Annotated in this window: 15 protein-coding genes and 1 pseudogene; 8 read left to right on the forward strand and 8 right to left on the reverse strand. The window is 72.5% G+C overall.

Annotation, left to right across the window (positions count from 1 at the left end; genetic code table 11):
- Positions 1–26: 26 nt before the first annotated feature.
- The 4 genes from LNW71_RS22015 to LNW71_RS22030 all read left to right on the forward strand — a co-directional run bounded on the left by LNW71_RS22015 (position 27) and on the right by LNW71_RS22030 (position 6140).
- Positions 27–809 carry a hypothetical protein gene (locus LNW71_RS22015; protein ID WP_250969794.1) on the forward strand — a complete coding sequence of 261 codons (783 nt, stop codon included), beginning with the start codon at positions 27–29 and terminating at the stop codon, positions 807–809.
- Positions 810–1141: 332 nt separating this feature from the next.
- Positions 1142–1987: a DegV family protein gene (locus LNW71_RS22020; protein WP_250969795.1), complete on the forward strand. Its 846-nt coding sequence runs from the start codon at positions 1142–1144 to the stop codon at positions 1985–1987.
- A 1052-nt stretch (positions 1988–3039) separates the two neighbouring features.
- A complete protein-coding gene (locus LNW71_RS22025) occupies positions 3040–3597 on the forward strand; it encodes a ComEA family DNA-binding protein (RefSeq protein ID WP_250969796.1) in 558 nt (185 codons plus the stop codon).
- A complete protein-coding gene (locus tag LNW71_RS22030; protein ID WP_250969797.1) occupies positions 3594–6140 on the forward strand; it encodes a ComEC/Rec2 family competence protein in 2547 nt (848 codons plus the stop codon). The genes LNW71_RS22025 and LNW71_RS22030 overlap by 4 nt, the downstream gene beginning before the upstream one ends.
- An 8-nt stretch (positions 6141–6148) precedes the next feature.
- Here LNW71_RS22030 and LNW71_RS22035 read toward each other — a convergent pair whose 3' ends face one another.
- On the reverse strand, positions 6149–6604 hold the full coding sequence (locus LNW71_RS22035) for a pyridoxamine 5'-phosphate oxidase family protein (RefSeq protein ID WP_250969798.1): 456 nt from the start codon (positions 6602–6604) through the stop codon (positions 6149–6151).
- Between the two features lie 101 nt (positions 6605–6705).
- Between LNW71_RS22035 and LNW71_RS22040 the strand changes: the two genes are divergently transcribed.
- Positions 6706–7533: an arylamine N-acetyltransferase gene (locus LNW71_RS22040; RefSeq protein WP_250969799.1), complete on the forward strand. Its 828-nt coding sequence runs from the start codon at positions 6706–6708 to the stop codon at positions 7531–7533.
- Between the two features lie 188 nt (positions 7534–7721).
- Positions 7722–8619 (forward strand): annotated as a pseudogene (locus LNW71_RS22045) (YceI family protein).
- 11 nt (positions 8620–8630) lie between these two features.
- Here LNW71_RS22045 and LNW71_RS22050 read toward each other — a convergent pair.
- Positions 8631–8876: a hypothetical protein gene (locus LNW71_RS22050; protein ID WP_250969800.1), complete on the reverse strand. Its 246-nt coding sequence runs from the start codon at positions 8874–8876 to the stop codon at positions 8631–8633.
- An 81-nt stretch (positions 8877–8957) separates the two neighbouring features.
- Here LNW71_RS22050 and holA point away from each other — a divergent pair, with 81 nt between their 5' ends.
- Positions 8958–9944 carry a DNA polymerase III subunit delta gene (holA, locus tag LNW71_RS22055; protein WP_250969801.1) on the forward strand — a complete coding sequence of 329 codons (987 nt, stop codon included), beginning with the start codon at positions 8958–8960 and terminating at the stop codon, positions 9942–9944.
- 62 nt (positions 9945–10006) lie between these two features.
- On the opposite strand, the gene LNW71_RS22060 is transcribed toward holA, so the two are convergent.
- From LNW71_RS22060 to LNW71_RS22085, 6 genes are all read right to left on the reverse strand, one after another.
- Positions 10007–10246: an acyl-CoA carboxylase subunit epsilon gene (locus LNW71_RS22060; protein WP_250969802.1), complete on the reverse strand. Its 240-nt coding sequence runs from the start codon at positions 10244–10246 to the stop codon at positions 10007–10009.
- A gap of 157 nt (positions 10247–10403) precedes the next feature.
- Entirely contained in the window at positions 10404–11978 is a 1575-nt protein-coding gene (locus LNW71_RS22065; RefSeq protein ID WP_250969803.1) for an acyl-CoA carboxylase subunit beta, read from the reverse strand.
- Entirely contained in the window at positions 11965–12990 is a 1026-nt protein-coding gene (locus LNW71_RS22070) for a Gfo/Idh/MocA family protein (RefSeq protein WP_250969804.1), read from the reverse strand. Before LNW71_RS22070 ends, LNW71_RS22065 begins: the two co-directional genes overlap by 14 nt.
- Entirely contained in the window at positions 12983–14473 is a 1491-nt protein-coding gene (locus tag LNW71_RS22075) for an NDP-hexose 2,3-dehydratase family protein (RefSeq protein WP_250969805.1), read from the reverse strand. The genes LNW71_RS22070 and LNW71_RS22075 overlap by 8 nt, the downstream gene beginning before the upstream one ends.
- Positions 14474–14594: 121 nt before the next feature.
- Positions 14595–15896, reverse strand: a complete 1302-nt coding sequence (gene rfbH, locus LNW71_RS22080; protein WP_250969806.1) for a lipopolysaccharide biosynthesis protein RfbH — start codon at positions 15894–15896, stop codon at positions 14595–14597.
- Positions 15897–15932: 36 nt separating this feature from the next.
- Positions 15933–16952, reverse strand: a complete 1020-nt coding sequence (locus LNW71_RS22085; protein ID WP_250969807.1) for an NAD(P)-dependent oxidoreductase — start codon at positions 16950–16952, stop codon at positions 15933–15935.
- 127 nt (positions 16953–17079) lie between these two features.
- Between LNW71_RS22085 and LNW71_RS22090 the strand changes: the two genes are divergently transcribed.
- On the forward strand, positions 17080–17694 hold the full coding sequence (locus tag LNW71_RS22090; protein ID WP_250969808.1) for a dTDP-4-dehydrorhamnose 3,5-epimerase family protein: 615 nt from the start codon (positions 17080–17082) through the stop codon (positions 17692–17694).
- The last annotated feature ends 63 nt before the right edge of the window (positions 17695–17757 follow it).

A 17757-nucleotide genomic window follows, 5' to 3' on the forward strand; every position in this document is an offset into this window, starting at 1 on the left:
GCCGTCACACCATCCGAGGGGCGCTCATGGAAGCCGTGATCCTGATCCTGGTGCTGCTTGTCGTCGCGTGCATGGCGCTGGGCGTCTATGTGAGCGTCAAGGTCATCGGGGCGGCCAAGCGCGGAGTGGACCGTACGATCACGCAGGCGCGCCGCACCGTCGAGGACACCACGCTGCGGGCCAAGAGCTACGGGCAGCTGGGTGTCAGCGGGGAGCTGGCGCAGCTGCGGCTCTCGCTGCGCACCTCGATGCGGGCCACGCAGGAGGCGTTGCAGACGGGCGTCGCCGAGGACGCCTCGCTGTCCGAGTCGGTGGGCCTGTTCCAGCGGCTCAGTGCGCACGGCCGTGAGCTGGACGAGGAGCTGAAGAGGCTGGAGCGCGAGCCCGACAAGACGACCGTGGCCTCCCTGGTGCCCGCCCTGAAGAAGCGCACCGAGCAGATCACCCGCTCTGCGGAATCGCTTCGGTGGGCTGCGCGTGACCGGGCGCGGCAGTTCGCCGACGACGACCTGGCGGCGCTGAACGTGCAGATCGATGTGGAGGCCGGTGCGCTGCGGCACTGGACGACGGAGGAGCCGGTGCCGGCGCAGCAGCCCGAGAGGCCGGCGGAGTACGGTCACGGACCGGCCGACCGGGGCCAGGCGCCGGGCGACCGTGGCCAGGGGACAGGCGACCTGGGCCGGGGGACAGGCGATGACGGGACCGCGCAGGCGCAGGCCATCACGGCCGCGGACCCGCGGCTGCAGACCGGATACCCGTGGCAGAGGTCGGCGCGGCCCGAGACCACGGGGCCCGAGACCACGAACTGAGGCGGCGTCGTAGACCGCGACCGCGAAGCGGGCGGGGCGGGGTACCTGGGCTCGCGATGCGGGCGGGGCGGGGTACCTGGGCTCGCGATGCGGGCCGCGCTGCCGGTGGGCGGGTGCACGGGGTGGGTGTGGTGATGGACGGGTGGACGGGTCCGGTCGATCCGGTGGTGTGGGTGAGGCCGGCGCGGTGGCCAGGCATTGGTCACGCTGATGCGGGCAGGTGCTTCGAGGAGTGAGCGACCGTGGCAGGAAACGGCTCGAAGTGACCGGAACTGATCATTCAGTCGGGGTCGGCCTGCCGCGTCACCGCCCCGGCAGGTAACCTCCCGCTCATGTCCCGCCATGTCGCGATCGTCACCGATTCAACGGCCTACCTGCCGCCTCAGGCGATGGAACGGCATGGCATCACCGCAGTGCCGCTGACCGTCGTCCTCGGCGATCAGGCGCTGGAGGAGGGCACCGAAATCTCGGCCCGCTCCCTCGCGCTGGCGCTCCAGAAGCGCCGTCCCGTGACGACGTCACGGCCCAGCCCCGCGGTGTTCGCCGCCGCCTACCGTGCGGCTGCAGATGCCGGGGCGAGCGGCATCGTCTCGCTGCACCTGTCCGCGGAGTTCTCCGGAACGTACGACGCCGCCCTGCTCGCGGCGAAGGACGCCCCGGTACCGGTACGGGTGGTGGACACCGGGATGGTCGCCATGGCCCTCGGCTTCTGCGCCCTGGCAGCTGCGGAGGCCGCGGAGGCGGGCGGCAGCCTGGACGACGCGGTGGCCGCCGCCGAAAAGCGGGCGGCGGGCACCTCCGCGTACTTCTACGTCGACACCCTTGACTACCTGCGCCGCGGCGGGCGCATCGGTGCCGCGCAGGCGCTGCTCGGCTCGGCGCTCGCCGTGAAGCCGCTGCTCCAGCTGGACGGCGGCCGGATCGAGCTGCTGGAGAAGGTGCGGACCGCCTCGAAGGCCATCGCCCGGCTGGAGGAGATCGTCGCCGAGCGGGCGGGCAGCGGGCGGGTGGACATCGCGGTGCATCACCTGGCAACCCCGGATCGGGCCGAACGCCTGGCCGAGCGGCTGCGTGAGCGGGTTCCCGGGCTCGTGGACCTGCATGTCAGCGAAGTGGGTGCGGTGATCGGCGCGCACACCGGTCCAGGACTGCTCGCAGCAGTGGTTTCGCCGCGCTGACGTCGCTGCCCGGAGTGGTGGAGTTTTCCACAACTGACGGGTTTTCCACCGAAATCGAGGGCGCTCGACGAGATTCGGCGCAAGTGCCTAGCGTCGTGAGGCATGGCTTCCCGATCACATCGTGCAACCAGCGGACCCGGCGGCGGAATCGGCCGTGCCGGCCCCTTCGGCAGGATCGCCGGCGGACCCGGCAGCGGGCCCGGCCGCGGTCCGGCATCGGACGGGCGCGGCCGGAGCAGGACGGGCGTGGGCCCCGGCCGAGGGCGGCATACGCGGGAGCGGGACGCAGCGGCTGCGGCTTCACGCAACCGCGCTGACGCGCTCATGGCGGGCGGGTACGGAGGGCGGGTAGCCCGGCGGGTGGTGGGGATGGCCCCGGGCCTGCCGGAAGCCGCGAGCCTGACCTCGCCCGCGCCTGCGGTCCCGGTGGCTTGGCCGTCCTCGTCCGGGCCTGCGGTCCCGGTGGCTTCGCCGTCCGCGCCTGCGGCCCCGGTGGCTTGGCCGTCCTCCTCCGCGCCGTTGGCATCGGCCTTGTTGGCGCCTCCGGTTGTGTCCGGGGCACGGCTCGCGCCGTCTCCGACACCCGCACCGGCTCCGCGGCCCGCACCGACACCGGCTCCGACGCCCGCGCCGACACCAGCTCCGCGGTCCGCACCGGCTCCACAGCCCGCACCGACACCGGCTCCACAGCCCGCACCGACACCGGCTCCACAGCCCGCACCGACACCAGCTCCACAGCCCGCACCGACACCAGCTCCGCGGCCCGCGCCGGCTCCGCCGACGGCACCGCCTTCGCAACCCGCCTCGTCTCCGCCGACCGACCCGGTCCCTGCGGGGCGGTGGGCGCGGGTTGTTCCCGCGCTGGGGGAGCGGTTGCCGATGTGGCTGCAGCTCAGATGCGGCCTGGAGCCGAAGACCCTGGCCGCACTCGCCGTTGTGCTGGTGGCGGCGGCTGTCTTCGCCGCGATGCACTTCTGGTCCGCCCGTCCCGAAGCCGTATCTGCCCCGGGCAACTCAGCGAGGCCGGTCACACCCCAGGGCCGCAGGACGGTGTGGACCCGGTGGCCGGCGGGGACGAGGCCGGTGTGCCCGAACCGTCCGCCGGGGCGCCACCCGCGGCCGGCCCGGGCGGGCGGATCGTGGTGGACGTGAGCGGGAAGGTGCGGCGGCCCGGGATCCACCGGCTGCCGTCCGGCGCCCGGGTCGCCGACGCGCTGCGCGCGGCGGGTGGAGTCCGGTCCGGCGTGGATCTGGACGGCCTGAACCGGGCCCGGGTGCTCATGGACGGGGAGCAGATCGTGGTGGGCATGCGACCCGCCCCGCCCGCCGCAGGCGGCACGGGAGCAGGCGGCGCGGGGGGAGGCGGCACGGGGGCAGGCGGCGCAGGAGGTTCACCGGCCGCGGGCGGCTCCGCCACCGGGCCGGTGAACCTCAACAGCGCGACCACCGAACAGCTCGACACCTTGCCCGGAGTGGGCCCCGTCCTCGCTCAGCACATCGTCGACTACCGCACCCAGCACGGTGGTTTCCGTTCCGTGGACGAGCTCCGCGAGGTCAACGGCATCGGCGACCGCAGGTTCGCCGATCTTCAGCCACTGGTGCGGCCGTGAGCGCCGGCGACGTCCACACGGCGTCGGGCCGGCGGCTGGGGGCCGCCGACCCGCGGCAGGAGGGGCCGGCCGATCTGCGGCTGGTTCCCCCGGCCCTCGCGGCCTGGGCCGGTGCCGCGCCGGCCGTGGGCGCGCCGGGGCGGTGGACGGCGCTGGGGGTGCTGCTCTGCCTCGGAGCGGCGATGGTCCTGCTGGCCGTCCCGGGTTTCCCCGGTTTACCGGCCGTCCGCGCCGCGCGCGCCGCGACACCTGTCGGCGGCGGGGACAACGCCGGCGCCGGACGACGGCGACTGCACACCACGGCCGCCGCGGCGGCGCTGCTCTGTGCGGCGGCCGGGGCCGCGTCGGCGGGGCTGCACAGCGCGGACGTGCGGCAGGGGCCGGTGCCGGGACTGGCCGGACAGTTCGCGAGTGTCGACGCGGAGATCACCCTCACCTCCGATGCCCGCCAGACCTTCCCCCGGGTGCGCGGGGACCGCAGCACACCCGTCTCTCTTCTCCTGGACGCCGAGATCACGCGGCTGACGAGGCCCGACGGCTCGGTCACCCGGCTGCGTACGCCGGTGCTGGTCATCGTCACCCCCGGCCCCGCCACGGCACAGTGGCAGCGGCTGCTCCCCTCCACCCGGCTGCACATCGGCGGCCGGCTGGCGCCTCCGCTGCACGGCGGGGAGCGTGCCGCCGCAGTTCTGCGCCCCGACGGCAAGGGCCCGCCCCGCATCACGGGCCCGCCCACGCTCCTCCAGCGCACCGCGGGCGGGCTGCGCGCCGGACTGCGCACAGCGACCGAGGGGCTCGGCCCGGATGCGCGGGCCCTCCTGCCCGGACTGGTGGTCGGCGACACCACCCGGGTCACACCGGAACTGCACGACGCGTTCAAGGCGACCGACCTCACCCATCTGATGGCGGTCTCGGGCGCCAACCTGGCGATCCTGCTCGTCCTGCTGATCGGACCGCCAGGCAGCGCGCTGCGCGTCGAACGCCGCGGACTGGCACCCGCGCTGGGGATCTCGCTGCGGGCGACCGCCCTGCTCGGCGGCGGGCTCACGCTCGCTTTCGTCCTCGTCTGCAGGCCCGAACCGAGTGTGCTGCGGGCCGCGGCCTGCGGACTCATCACGCTGCTCGCCATCGGTACCGGACGACGCAGAACGCTGATCCCCGCGCTGGCGGCCGCCGTTCTGCTACTGGTGCTCCACGACCCCTGGCTGGCGCGCAGCTACGGGTTCGTCCTGTCGGTACTGGCCACCGGCGCCCTGCTGACCCTCGCCCCACGATGGAGCGACGCGCTGCAACGGCGCCGGGTGCCGCCCCGGCTCGCCGAGGCGCTGGCTGCCGCGGCCGCGGCGCAGGCGGTGTGCTCGCCCGTCGTGGTGCTGCTCGCCTCCCGGGTCAGTCTGGTGGCGGTTCCGTGCAATCTGCTGGCCGAGTTCGCGGTGGCGCCCGCCACGGTTCTCGGGTTCGCCGCGCTGGCCCTGGCACCCGTGGCCATGCCGGTGGCCGAACTGCTGGCCCGGCTGGCGGGGTGGCCGGCGGGGTGGATCGTCTCCGTGGCCCGGACCGGGGCGGCGCTGCCCGGGGCGGAGATCGACTGGCCGGACGGCCGGCCGGGTGCGCTGCTGCTGGCCGCGCTGACCGGGCTGGTGGTGTTGTTCGCCCGACGGATCGGACGCCACCCCTGGGTGTGTTCGGCCGCGGCGTTGCTGCTGGTGCTCGCGGTGCTCCGCCCGGTGCCGCTGACCCGGGTGCTGACCGGATGGCCGCCGCCCGGCTGGGCGTTCGCCATGTGCGACGTGGGCCAGGGCGATGCTCTGGTGCTCGCGGCGGGGCGCGGCTCGGGGGTGGTGGTCGACACCGGGCCGGATCCGCGGCTCGCCGACCGGTGCCTGCGCGACCTGGGCATCACCCGGGTGCCGTTGCTGCTGCTCACGCACTTCCACGCCGACCATGTGCGGGGCCTGCCAGGTGTGCTGCGGGGCAGGTCCGTCGGTGCGATCCAGACGACGGACCTGGAGGAACCGCCCGAACAGGCCGCGTTCGTCACGAGAACGGCCGCGGCGGCCCGTGTCCCTGTGGTGCGGGCCGTCCCCGGTGAGCGACGACGCATCGGTGCGCTCCGGTGGCAGGTGCTGTGGCCGCCCGGCGGGGCGCCGCCCGGCCGGGCGGCCGGTCCCCTGCCGCAGGAGCCGAACGATGCCAGCGTCACCCTGTTCGTACGGTCCGGCGGGCTCACCCTGTTACTGCCCGGCGACCTCGAACCACCGGCGCAGCAGGCCTTGTTGCGCAGCTACCCGGCCCTCCCGCACGTGGATGTGCTCAAGGTCGCCCACCACGGCTCCGCACATCAGGACGCCGCCCTGCTGCGCAGCGTACGTCCGAGGTTCGCGCTGGTGAGCGTGGGCCGGGACAACCCGTACGGACATCCGGCCGCGCCCACCGTCGACGCGCTCAGGGCCGGCGGCGCGGTGGTGCTCCGCACCGACAGGGACGGTGCGATCGCGGTGACGGGTGCCGGGCGGGAGCTGCGGGCGGTGGGCCGGTCATGAGCGTGCACTCAGTCCAGCCACCGGCCGTCGGCCATCAGCTCACGGCCGGCCAGCTCGTTCTCCTCCCGCCACGCCCTGACCGCGTACGGGGTGAAGCGCAGGTACACCCAGGCGGAGCGGCCCCGCAGGTCCCAGTCGAGCTTCGTGGCGAAGGCGTCGCCCGAATCCTCGGGGAGGTCCGTGCCCTCGATCACCTCGGCCGTCGCCTCGATCAGGACCACATCGCGGGTGTGGCCCACGGCGATCCGGGCCTGCCCGGACGGTGTCACATTGACCGCGGTGGGATTGGTGCGGCGGGTGGCCATCAGCAGCGTTCCGTGGTCCCAGACGAACGACAGCGGCACCAGAGTCGGCACCCCGTCGGCCGATGCGGTCGACACCCAGGCGTCCTCGTCCTTCTCCAGATGATCGAGCACATCCTGCTTGCGCTGTTCCCGGCTGCGCGCCGGCTCGTGAGTCGTCATGCCCCGCAGATTAGTGAGTGCGCGCCGCAACGCACCTCCGCCGCCGGTCCTAGGACCACCGGCTCATGGCGGGCCGCCGTGCTCCGGGACAGACTGCCGGTATGGACCCGCAACTGCCGCAGACCGTCGACTCGTACCTGGCACGCATCGGTGCCGCCAGGCCCGCCCGCCCCGATGCTGCCGCACTGCGTGAGCTGCAGCTGCGCCACCTCACCTCCGTGCCCTTCGAGAACCTCTCGATCCATCTCGGCGAAGACATCGTGCTGGAGGAGGGCGCGCTCCTCGAAAAGATCGTGGCGCGCCGCCGGGGCGGGTTCTGCTACGAACTCAACGGCGCCTTCGCCGTGTTGCTGCGTGAGCTGGGCTTCCACGTCACGCTGCTCCAGGCCAGGGTCCATGGTGGCGACGGACAACTCGGCATTCCCTACGACCATCTGGCGCTCAGGGTGGCGACGGACGACGGCACCGGCCCCTGGCTCGCCGACGTCGGCTTCGGCGACCACGCCCAGCAGCCGCTCGCACTCGACGACCGTACGGACCAGCAGGATCCGCGCGGCACCTTCCGCATCGAGCAGGCCCCAGCGGGCGGCGAGGACTACGGGGAACTCGACGTGCTGCGGGACGGTGCGCCCCAGCTCCGGGTGGATCCGCGGCCCCGGGTGCTCGCGGACTTCCGGGCCGGCTCCTGGTACCACCGGACCTCACCCGACTCCAGCTTCACCCGGGCCCCGGTCTGTTCCCTCTTCACCGCCGCAGGCCGGATCACGCTCAGCGGCCGCAAGCTCGTCACGACGGTCGGCGCCGAGCGCCACGAGACTCCGCTGGAGAGCGACGAGGAGGTGCTCACGGCCTACCGCGAGCACTTCGGCGTGCGCCTCGACCGGCTTCCCGCTCCGCGCGGCGCCGGCGTTTCCGCACCGAATGGGTGACATACGCAAATGGAACGGGCAATTCGGACCTTCGGTAACACCTCCGCCCAAGCTCTGCCGAGGTGCCGTGTTTGCCTCGAACGCCACAAGGGTGATCGAATGCATGATCGTCGGCGGGCCGCGCTGCTCCGACAACGAAGTCCAGTCATCCGGCCCCGAGGTGAACGCGCCCCCTGGAGTACGTGAAGATGTTCGGCCGTTGGCTCGGAGACCGCAGGCCCGGAAACAAGGGAGCGACGGGTGCAGCGCGCGGCAGCGCCTTCGCCGGACTCTCGGTACCGGACTCCGCGGGTGTGCTCAGCTGCCGGGTGCTCGACCCGGTCGGCGAGGCCGTGCGGCAGGCGGAGTTCGTGGTGACGGACAGCGCGGGGCGCAAGGTCGTCGGCGGCGAGACGGACCCGTACGGCAATGTCCTCGCCACGGTGCCGGCGGGGAGTACCGGCTGGCTGTCACGGCCGAGGGCTACACCCCGTTCCACGGATCGGCCTCGGTCACCGGGGGCGACCACGCGGGCCTGGGCGATGTGCCCTCCAGGTCTCCGCGCCCCCGCAGCTGCCCGACCCGGGCGAGTGGGAGATCGAGCCGATGCACTCACAGATCGGCTTCACGGCCCGGCACATCGGGATGGCCCGCATCCACGGCCGGTTCAACACCTTCGCGGGTGCGGTAAGGAGCGCCGACCGCATGGAGAACTCCGTCATGCACGTGATCGTCGACGCCTCGTCGATCGACACGAACGTCCCCATGCGCGACGACCACCTGCGCTCGGCGGACTTCCTCGACGTCGGGCGCTATCCGACCCTGGAGTTCTACAGCGAGCGCTTCATCCACCGGGGCGGCACCCGCTGGGGGGTGAGCGGTGCCCTGACCCTGCACGGCGTGAGCCGGACCGTCACGCTGGACACCCAGTACCTCGGCCTCGGCAACGGCCTGGAGGGCGAGACCCGGGCGGCGTGCCGGGCCACCACCGAGCTGCACCGGGAGGACTTCACCCTCACCTGGCAGACCATGCTGGCCCGTGGGATCGCCGCTGTCGGCTCCAGCATCTCCATCGACATGGACATCCAGATCATCCCGAAGAGCTGAGCCCGGACGGCCTACGGCGCCTCCAGCCACCCCTCGTACTCCGCGGCGAACGCGTCGAGCGCCGCGGAGTCCAGCCGCCGGTCCGGGTCCTCCACGACCACCAGCCACTGCGCGTCCTCGGCATCGTCCTCACCGGCCAGCGCGTCGCGTACGAGCTGAGGCTCCTCGGCGACCCCGAACCGGTCGGCCAGCTCCCCTGCCACTTCCTGCGCCGTGTCGCGGTCCGGCAGCACCAGCACATGTCTCACATCGCTCACCCGGCCATTCTCCGGTACGGGCCACAATGCCAGGACAGCGGCCGGCCGGGCTGTCGGTGGCGCGTGGGATGCTGGACGGCGATGGCCACCAGAAGGAATTCCACCGACGACCCGCTCGCCCCGCTCACGCTCGCCGTGGGCCAGGAGGACCTGCTCCTGGACCGCGCCGTGCAGCAGGTGGTGGCGGCGGCCCGCGCTTCCGACGCCGACACGGACGTCCGTGACCTCACGTCCGACCAGCTCCAGCCGGGCACACTCGCCGAGCTGACGAGTCCGTCGCTCTTCGCCGAGCGCAAGGTGGTGATCGTGCGCAACGCGCAGGATCTCTCCGCCGACACGATCAAGGACGTCAAGAAGTATCTCGACGACCCGGTCGAGGAGATCACCCTTGTGCTGCTGCACGCGGGCGCCGCCAAGGGCAAGGGGCTGCTGGACGCGGCACGCAAGGCGGGGGCCCGGGAGGTGGCCTGCCCGAAGACCACCAAGCCGGCTGAGCGGCTGTCGTTCGTACGGGGCGAGTTCCGGGCCCTGGGCCGCTCGGCGACCCCCGAGGCGTGCCAGTCGCTGGTCGACTCCATCGGCAGCGATCTGCGGGAGCTGGCGAGTGCGGTGTCGCAGCTCGTCGCGGATGTCGAGGGCACGATCGACGAGGCGGTCGTCGGGCGCTACTACACGGGGCGCGCGGAGGCGTCGAGCTTCACGGTCGCCGACCGGGCGGTCGAGGGGCGGGCGGCGGAGGCGCTGGAAGCGCTGCGCTGGTCGCTGTCGACCGGGGTGGCGGCCGTCCTGATCACCAGCGCGCTCGCGCAGGGCGTGCGGGCGATCGGCAAGCTGTCGTCGGCGCGCGGGGGCCGCCCGGCGGACCTCGCCCGCGAGCTCGGCATGCCGCCGTGGAAGATCGACCGGGTACGGCAGCAGATGCGCGGCTGGACGCCGGACGGGGTCGCCACCGCGCTGCGGGCGGTCGCCGAGGCCGACGCCGGGGTCAAGGGCGGCGGGGACGACCCCGAGTACGCGCTGGAGAAGGCGGTCGTCGCCGTCGCCCGCGCGGCGCGCTCGGGGCGCTGACCGCCTCCGCCGCCCCACGGTCGAGGCACCCCTGCCCGCGCGGCCGGCCCCGGCCGGCCCCGTCAGGCCGCCCGCTGCCAGCTCACCGGCTGGCGGTAGGGCTGCCGGCGCCAGGCCGCGAGGGATTCCACCGGTGCGGGCACCGGCGCCGCCGCCGGGAGCGCGGTGTTCAGGGCGAGCAGAACGACGGTCAGGGCCGCCAGCTCCGCATCGGTCGGCACGCCTCGGACCAGACGGAACAGCGGTTCCTTCTTTACGGGTGGTTGCTGCGCCTCGTCCGACCGCGTCGGCAGGTACGCCATGGTTCCTCCTTGCTACGGGGATGTGTGAGCAGTTGCCGGGGGACCTACGCAGGCGGGTCGGCGGCGCTTCGGCGAGGCGCCGCGAACAGCACAGGCCGCCCGCCGTGCCCCGACCCCACTCCGCCGTCTCCCGTTCGCGCTCCCACCCCCTCACGCGTCACTGCGGCGGGTTCCCGTGCTTGCGGGACGGCAGTTCGGCGTGCTTGCCGGCGAGCATCGCGAAGGCGGCGCAGAGCACCGCCCGCGTCTCGGCCGGGTCGATGACGTCGTCCACCAGGCCCCGCTCCGCGGCGTAGTACGGGTGCATCAGCTCCGACCTGTACGCCTCGATCTTCTCCGCCCGGACGGTCTCCGGGCTGTCCGAGGCCGCGATCTCGCGGCGGAAGATGACGTTCGCCGCCCCCTCCGCGCCCATGACCGCGATCTCGTTCGTGGGCCAGGCGTAGGTGAGGTCCGCGCCGATGGACTGGGAGTCCATGACGATGTAGGCGCCGCCGTACGCCTTTCTGAGGATCAGCGAGATGCGCGGCACCGTCGCGTTGCAGTACGCGTACAGCAGCTTCGCGCCGTGCCGGATGATGCCGCCGTGCTCCTGGGACACGCCCGGCAGGAAGCCCGGCACGTCGACCAGCGTGAGCAGTGCGATGTTGAACGCGTCGCAGAGCTGGACGAACCGCGCGGCCTTCTCCGACGCCTCGATGTCCAGCACTCCCGCGAGGAACTGCGGCTGGTTGGCGAGGATCCCCACCACCCGCCCGTCGATCCGGGCCAGGGCGCAGATGATGTTGCGGGCCCAGTGCTCGTGGATCTCCAGCAGGTCGCCGTGGTCGACGATCTCCTCCAGCACCGCGCGCATGTCGTACGGGCGGTTGCCGTCCGACGGGACCAGGTCGAGCAGGACGTCGTTGCGGCGGTCGGCCGGGTCGTCGGGGTGGACGGCCGGGGGCGCCTCCCGGTTGTTCGACGGCAGCATGGAGATCAGGTACCGGACCTCGGCCAGGCAGGTCTCCTCGTCGTCGTGGACGAAGTGGGCCACCCCGGAGACGCCGGCGTGGACGTCCGCGCCGCCGAGGCCGTTCTGGGTGATCTCCTCACCGGTCACCGCCTGGACGACGTCGGGTCCCGTGATGAACATCTGGGAGGTGTCGCGGACCATGAAGACGAAGTCCGTCAGCGCGGGCGAGTACGCGGCCCCGCCCGCGCAGGGGCCCAGCATGACGCTGATCTGCGGGATGACTCCCGAGGCGCGGGTGTTGCGCTGGAAGATCCCGCCGTAGCCGGCGAGCGCGGACACGCCCTCCTGGATACGGGCTCCGGCACCGTCGTTCAGCGAGACGATCGGCGCGCCCGCTGCCGCTGCCATGTCCATGATCTTGTGGATCTTGGTGGCGTGGGCCTCGCCCAGGGCGCCGCCGAAGATCCGGAAGTCGTGCGCGTAGACGAAGACCGTGCGGCCCTCGACCGTGCCCCAGCCGGTGATGACACCGTCGGTGTACGGCCTCTTCGCCTCCAGGCCGAAACCGGTCGCGCGGTGCCGGCGCAGCTGTTCCACCTCCTGGAAGCTGCCGGGGTCCAGGAGCAGACCGATGCGTTCACGCGCGGTGAGCTTGCCCTTGGCGTGCTGGGCCTCGGTCGCCTTCGTGCTGGGGCCGAGCCGGGCCTGCTCGCGCAGGACGTGCAGTTCGGCGACCCGCACGGCCGCGGTCTGCGGCGGCTGGTCAGTCACGGTCATGGTCGGTCCCCTCTTGCCGCGGAAGGTGCGGCCCTGTGGTCGTTGTCGCCCTGGCCCGGATGGCGTCGAGCAGGGCCGCCTGCTCCAGGCACTCCGCGGCGTCCGGTGACTCCGCGGCACCGGAGCGCACCGCGTGTGTGAACGCCCGCACAGTGGCGGCCACTTGGTCGTGCGGCGCCAGGGCCAGTTCACGCGGGCCGTGCGCGTCGGTGATCCACACGGCCGGTTTGTGGTCGGCGGACGGGGTGAACGCGGGCTCCACACGGATGCGGCCCTCGCCGCCCCAGAGCTCGTACGCCGAGCGGTAGGCGTGTTCCATGCCGAACGCCAGCCGGCCGAGCACGCCCGACCGTGAGCGGACGAGTACCGCGCCCGAGGTCTCCACCTCCGAGCCGAAACCTTTCTCCAGAGCCGCGCCGACGATCTCCAGCCCCGGGCCGAGGAAGTACAGCGCGGCCCGCACCGGGTAGTAGCCCACGTCGAGCAGCGCCCCGCCGCCGAGCTCCGGGCGGTGCCTGATGTTGCCGGCCGGCAGTGCGGGGATGGCGAACGAGGCGCTGAACGCCCGGAGCGGGCCGATGCTGCCGCTCGTCACCAGTTCCCGCACGACCGCGTGCTGCGGATGGTGGACGAACATGACGTTCTCCATCAGCACCAGGCTCGACTCGCGGGCCAGGGTCAGGAGCGCCTCGGTGGTGCGCCGGTCGGCGGTGAGCGGCTTCTCCGCGAGCACGTGCTTGCCCGCGCGCAGCGCCCGGCCCACCCACTCGGCGTGCAGGGAGATGGGCAGCGGGACGTAGACGGCGTCCACGTCGTCCCGGTCCAGCACCGCGTCGTAGGACTCGACCGCGGCGCAGCCGAACAGCTCCGCCACCTCCCGCGCACGGCCGCCGTCCCGGCTCGCCACCGCGGCCAGCTCGACGGCCGGGTCGGCCGCCATGGCGGGCAGCACCCGCCGCCGGGCGATGTCGGCGGTGCCCAGGACGGCGATCCGCAGGGGTCTTTCAGTCATCCGTCAGGTGTCCCATGGCGTTGAGGCAGGCGAGGAGAGTCCGGGCCTGCACGTTGACATAGTGTCCGTGCTTGATCAGCGCCGTGAGCTGGCCAACTGTCACCCACTGGTAGCCGGCGGGGGGTTCCACCGGCGCGTCCGCCTCGTCCGCCTCGACGACCAGGTAGCGGTTCTCGGCGTACAGGAACCGGCCGCCCTCCTCCGAGTGGACGGTGTCGTACCGGATGCGCTCGGCCGGAGCGTTCAGTACGAGGTCCAGGAACGGCGGTCGTACGTCGAGCCCCTCGAAGTTGACCGGGGAGCACTGCACGGTGGGGGCGAGTTCGACCGTGTCGAGGAAGCCGCCCTCGATCTTGGCGTTCGCGAGGACGTGCAGCACCCCGTCGAACGAGCGGGCGACGAAGGCGGCGACGCCCTGGCTGCGCGGTTCGATCAGGGGCTGGGTCCAGCTGGTCACCTCGCGGTTGCCTGCCTGCACCTCGACCGCCACCACGTCGAACCAACGGCCGTCCTCCTTGCCGATGCGGGTCTCGTCGCGGGACCAGCCCCGGACGTCGCGGAGCGGGATCCGCTCGGCCCGCACGTCGTAGCGCGAACGTTCCGCGGTGAACCAGGACAGCAGATCGACGTCGCTGAGCAGCGCGCCGGCCTGCGGGCAGCGCGAGCGGGCGAGCGACCGGAAGAACCCCTCGCCCCCGGGCCCCTCGTCCCCGAGCCCTTCGTCCCAGGGCCCCGGGTCCACCCCGTAGGCGGGCAGACAGCCCAGCACCGTGCGGGAGTCCATGTTGACCACGTTGTCCAGGTGCAGCAGCTCGGAGATCTGCCCCAGCGTCAGCCAGCAGAAGTCCTCGTCGAGAGGCACCTCGCCGTCCGCCTCGACGATCATGTTGCGGTTGCTCTTGTGGTAGAACCACGAGCCGTGTTCGGACTGCAGCACGTCGGACAGCACCCGGCCGCGCCGGGCGCCGGTGAAGTACTCGATGTACTTGACGTCCGTGCCCTTGTGGACCTTGGTGTAGTTGCTGCGGGTCGCCTGCACGGTCGGGGAGAGCTGGAGCACGTTGCGGTTGCCCGGCTCCATCTTGGCCTGCATCAGGAAGTGGAGTACGCCGTCGAACTCCTTGACCAGGATGCCGAGGATGCCGACCTCGGGCTGCTTGATGATGGGCTGGTACCACTCCTTGTGCGGGCCGTCGTCGGTGGTGACGTGCAGGCCCTCCACGCTGAAGAACCGTCCGCTGGAGTGCACCAGGTTGCCGGTGTCCGGCTCGAAGGACCAGTTGCGCAGCCGCGAGAACGGGACCCGCTCGACGTTGAACCGGCCCGCCTTCCGCCGCTCGTTGAACCAGTCGTGGAACTCCCATGTACTGAGGAGCCCTTCGGTGGCGCTCGCGGAGGCCGCGATCCGCTCGGCGGCCGACACCGGTTCACGGGGCCGGACGGCCGGCGGGGACGCGGTCAGCTCCGCAGTGGGGGACGACATGGACGCTCACTCCTCTTCGGGAAGCTGTGCGGGAGGGTTGCCGGGGGAGTCACCGGCGGGGGACGGGAGAGCGGGCTGCCGGGTCGGTCACCCAGCAGGGCCGCGAGGGGCGCCGGGGTGGTCACCAGCGGGAGACGAACTCCCGGATCGAGGACGTCATGTAGTCGGTGTGCTCGTCGGTGAGCCCCGGGTAGACGCCGATCCAGAAGGTCTGCTCGGTGATGATGTCGGAGTTGGTGAGGTCGCCGACGATCCGGTGCGGAGCGTCCACGTACGCGGGCTGACGCGTGAGGTTGCCCGCGAAGAGGTTGCGGGTGCCGATCTTCCGCTCCTCCAGGAAGTTCACCAGCGCCTTGCGGGTGAACGGCGCGTCCGGCTCGACGGTGATCACGAAGCCGAACCAGCTGGGCTCGCTGCCGAGGGTGGCCTCGGGCAGGATCAGGTGCGGCACGCCCTCCAGGCCCTCCCGAAGCCGCTTCCAGTTGTGCCGGCGGGCGGTGGTGAAGTCGTCGACCTTGTCGAGCTGGGTCAGTCCGAGCGAGGCCTGCAGGTCGGTGGCCTTGAGGTTGTAACCGACGTGCGAGTAGATGTACTTGTGGTCGTATCCGGCCGGCAGGGTGCCCAGCTGGTACTGGAAGCGCTTGAAGCAGCGGTCGCTCTCGCCCGGCTCGCACCAGCAGTCCCGGCCCCAGTCGCGCAGCGACTCGACGATCCGGGCCAGGGCCAGGTTCGAGGTGAGGACGCAGCCGCCCTCGCCCATCGTCAGGTGGTGCGCCGGGTAGAAGCTGACCGTCGTCAGGTCGCCGAAGGTGCCGGTCAGCTGACCGTTGTAGAGCGAGCCGACCGCGTCGCAGTTGTCCTCGATGAGGAAGAGGTCGTTCTCCTCGGCGATCTGCGCGACCTCCGCCACCTGGAAGGGGTTGCCGAGCGCGTGCGCGACCATGATGGCGCGCGTCTTGGGGCCGACGGCCGCCTTGATGCGCTCGGCCGTGGTGTTGTACGTCTTCAGCTCGACGTCCACGAAGACGGGGACGAGCCCGTTCTGCAGGATCGGGTTCACGGTGGTGGGGAAGCCCGCGGCAACGGTGATGACCTCGTCACCCGGCCTCAGCCGCCGGTCCTCCAGGTGCGGCGAGGTGAGCGCCGCCATGGCCAGCAGGTTCGCGGACGAACCCGAGTTCACCAGGTGCGCCTTGCGCCGCTTCAGGTAACGGGCGAACCGGGACTCGAACTTGCGGGAGCTGGTGCCGGCGGCTATCCGCATGTCCAACGCCGCCTCGACGAGCGCCATCCGGTCCTCCGGCTCCAGCACCGCGCCGGACGGCCAGATCTCACTGGTACCGGGGACGAACTCGCGGGACGGCTCCTTCTCCAGGTGGTACTCCCGCACCTGCTCGAGAATTCGTGCCTTCGTCTCATTCATTCCTGCTGCCTCCATGGTCAGTTCGGCACGAAGCCCTCAGCGGTGACCCGACACGGCCATCGTGGCCGGGGGTACTCGAAAAGCCCTGGACAACGACTCGCGGTCGGCTCCGCCACGGGTGTGGGCGAGCAGGTCACGCAGCGAGTCGTCCAGGGTGCGGCGGGGGCGCCAGCCCAGCAGTGTGTCGGCGAGCGTGATGTCCATGCGCTGCCACTCGGCCTCGGGCGGCCGGCCGCCGGCGCTCGGCACCTCGACGATCTCGGCGGCGGTTCCCGCGAGTTCCGTCAGCCGCGTGACCAGGCTGCTCACCGACACCGCGCGGCCGCCGCCGATGTTCACGACCCGCCCCGACGCCGCGCTGCCGGCCGCGGCGAGCGCCGCGTCGGCGACGTCGCGTACGTCGACGAAGTCGCGGTGGGCGAGCAGCGGGGCGAGCCGCAGCGGTTCGGGTGCGGAGGTGGTGAGGTGGTGCGCCACCTTGCCGAGCAGGCTGGCCCGGTGGGTGCCGGGGCCGGACACGTTCGAGATGCGCAGCACAAGCCCTGCCGCCTCGCCCGCGGCGGCGGCGTCGAGCAGGGCCCTTGCACCGGCCAGCTTGGAGCGGCCGTACGGGGTGATCGGTGCGGTGGGGATGTCCTCGGTGATCCCGGCCCGTGGCACCGGCCCGTACTCGTGCACCGAGCCGAGCTGGATCAGCCGGGGCCGCCGGTCCGCCGACGCCGCCGCCGTGACCAGCCTGCGCACCAGGTCGGCGTTGGCGCGCATCATCTCGTCCTCGGTCACCTTCCACACCGCGCCCGCCGCGTTCACCACCACCTCGGCGCCGCGCTCGTCCAGCACCCGGGCGAGGCGTCCGGGCCCGGCGTGCACCGCGTCGAGCGGGACGATCTCGTACGGGGCCGCCGCCACCGGGGCGGTGCGGGCGATGCCGGTCACCGCCCAGCCCGCGGCGGCGAAGACCTCGCAGGTGTGCCGGCCCACGAACCCCGTGGCGCCGAGCACCACCACCGACCCGGCCGCGCCCCCACCCTTGCCGCCTGTCCTTCGGTTGGTCACCGGCACCGTCCGTACCTCCTGTTTCCGCGGTTTGAACGGAACTGTGAGGTGTCCCGCTCGGGGACCGCTGGACAGGTGGTCACGCGGCGCTACCGGGACTTGAGTAGGGGCGCCTACGGTCCGGGGCATGAGGATCGAAGAGACCGCCGTACCGGACGCGTACCGCATCATGCCGAAGCTGCTGACGGACCCCCGCGGCAGTTTCCACGAGTCGTACAGATACGACCAGCTGGCCGCCGAGACCGGGCACCACTTCGTGCCGCGCCAGGTCAACTACTCCTCCTCGGCCCGCAACACGGTCCGGGGACTGCACGGTGTCGCCATCCCGCCGGGCCAGGCCAAGCTGGTCAGCTGCGTGCGCGGGGTCCTGCTGGACGTCGTCGTCGACGTGCGGGTGGGCTCGCCCACCTTCGGCCGGTACGAGACCACGGTCCTGGACGCCCGCAACGGCCTCGCGGTGTACGTGGCGGAGGGGCTCGCGCACGGGTTCGTCGCGCTCGCCGACGACACCTGCATCAGCTACCTCTGCTCGACCGAGTACCAGCCCGGCACCCAGCTGGACCTGCGGGCCTTCGACCCGGAGCTGGCGCTGCCGTGGGCCAGCTGGCTCACCGGCGACCCGCTGCTGTCCGAGAAGGACGCGGCGGCGCCCACGGTGGCCGAGGCCGCCGCGCGCGGGCTGCTGCCGGCCTACGAGAGGTGCCGCGAGCTGTACGGACGAGTGCCCGAGCGCATCGCCTGAGTACCGGAGCCGACGCCCCACCGCCCCCACGCCCCGCACGTCCCTCCGCTCCTCAGCTTGTTC

It is taken from the genome of Streptomyces sp. RKAG290 (assembly GCF_023701695.1).
Taxonomy (GTDB): Bacteria; Actinomycetota; Actinomycetes; order Streptomycetales; family Streptomycetaceae; genus Streptomyces.

Bases quoted from the DNA above. Each gene is read 5' to 3' on its own strand.
- LNW71_RS22060 (WP_250969802.1), bottom strand. From the start codon at position 10,246: ATGGCGTACCTGCCGACGCGGTCGGACGAGGCGCAGCAACCACCCGTA.
- LNW71_RS22015 (WP_250969794.1), top strand. From the start codon at position 27: ATGGAAGCCGTGATCCTGATCCTGGTGCTGCTTGTCGTCGCGTGCATG.
- LNW71_RS22065 (WP_250969803.1), bottom strand. From the start codon at position 11,978: ATGACCGTGACTGACCAGCCGCCGCAGACCGCGGCCGTGCGGGTCGCC.
- LNW71_RS22020 (WP_250969795.1), top strand. From the start codon at position 1,142: ATGTCCCGCCATGTCGCGATCGTCACCGATTCAACGGCCTACCTGCCG.
- holA (WP_250969801.1), top strand. From the start codon at position 8,958: ATGGCCACCAGAAGGAATTCCACCGACGACCCGCTCGCCCCGCTCACG.
- rfbH (WP_250969806.1), bottom strand. From the start codon at position 15,896: ATGAATGAGACGAAGGCACGAATTCTCGAGCAGGTGCGGGAGTACCAC.
- LNW71_RS22075 (WP_250969805.1), bottom strand. From the start codon at position 14,473: ATGTCGTCCCCCACTGCGGAGCTGACCGCGTCCCCGCCGGCCGTCCGG.
- LNW71_RS22040 (WP_250969799.1), top strand. From the start codon at position 6,706: ATGGACCCGCAACTGCCGCAGACCGTCGACTCGTACCTGGCACGCATC.
- LNW71_RS22090 (WP_250969808.1), top strand. From the start codon at position 17,080: ATGAGGATCGAAGAGACCGCCGTACCGGACGCGTACCGCATCATGCCG.
- LNW71_RS22035 (WP_250969798.1), bottom strand. From the start codon at position 6,604: ATGACGACTCACGAGCCGGCGCGCAGCCGGGAACAGCGCAAGCAGGAT.
- LNW71_RS22070 (WP_250969804.1), bottom strand. From the start codon at position 12,990: ATGACTGAAAGACCCCTGCGGATCGCCGTCCTGGGCACCGCCGACATC.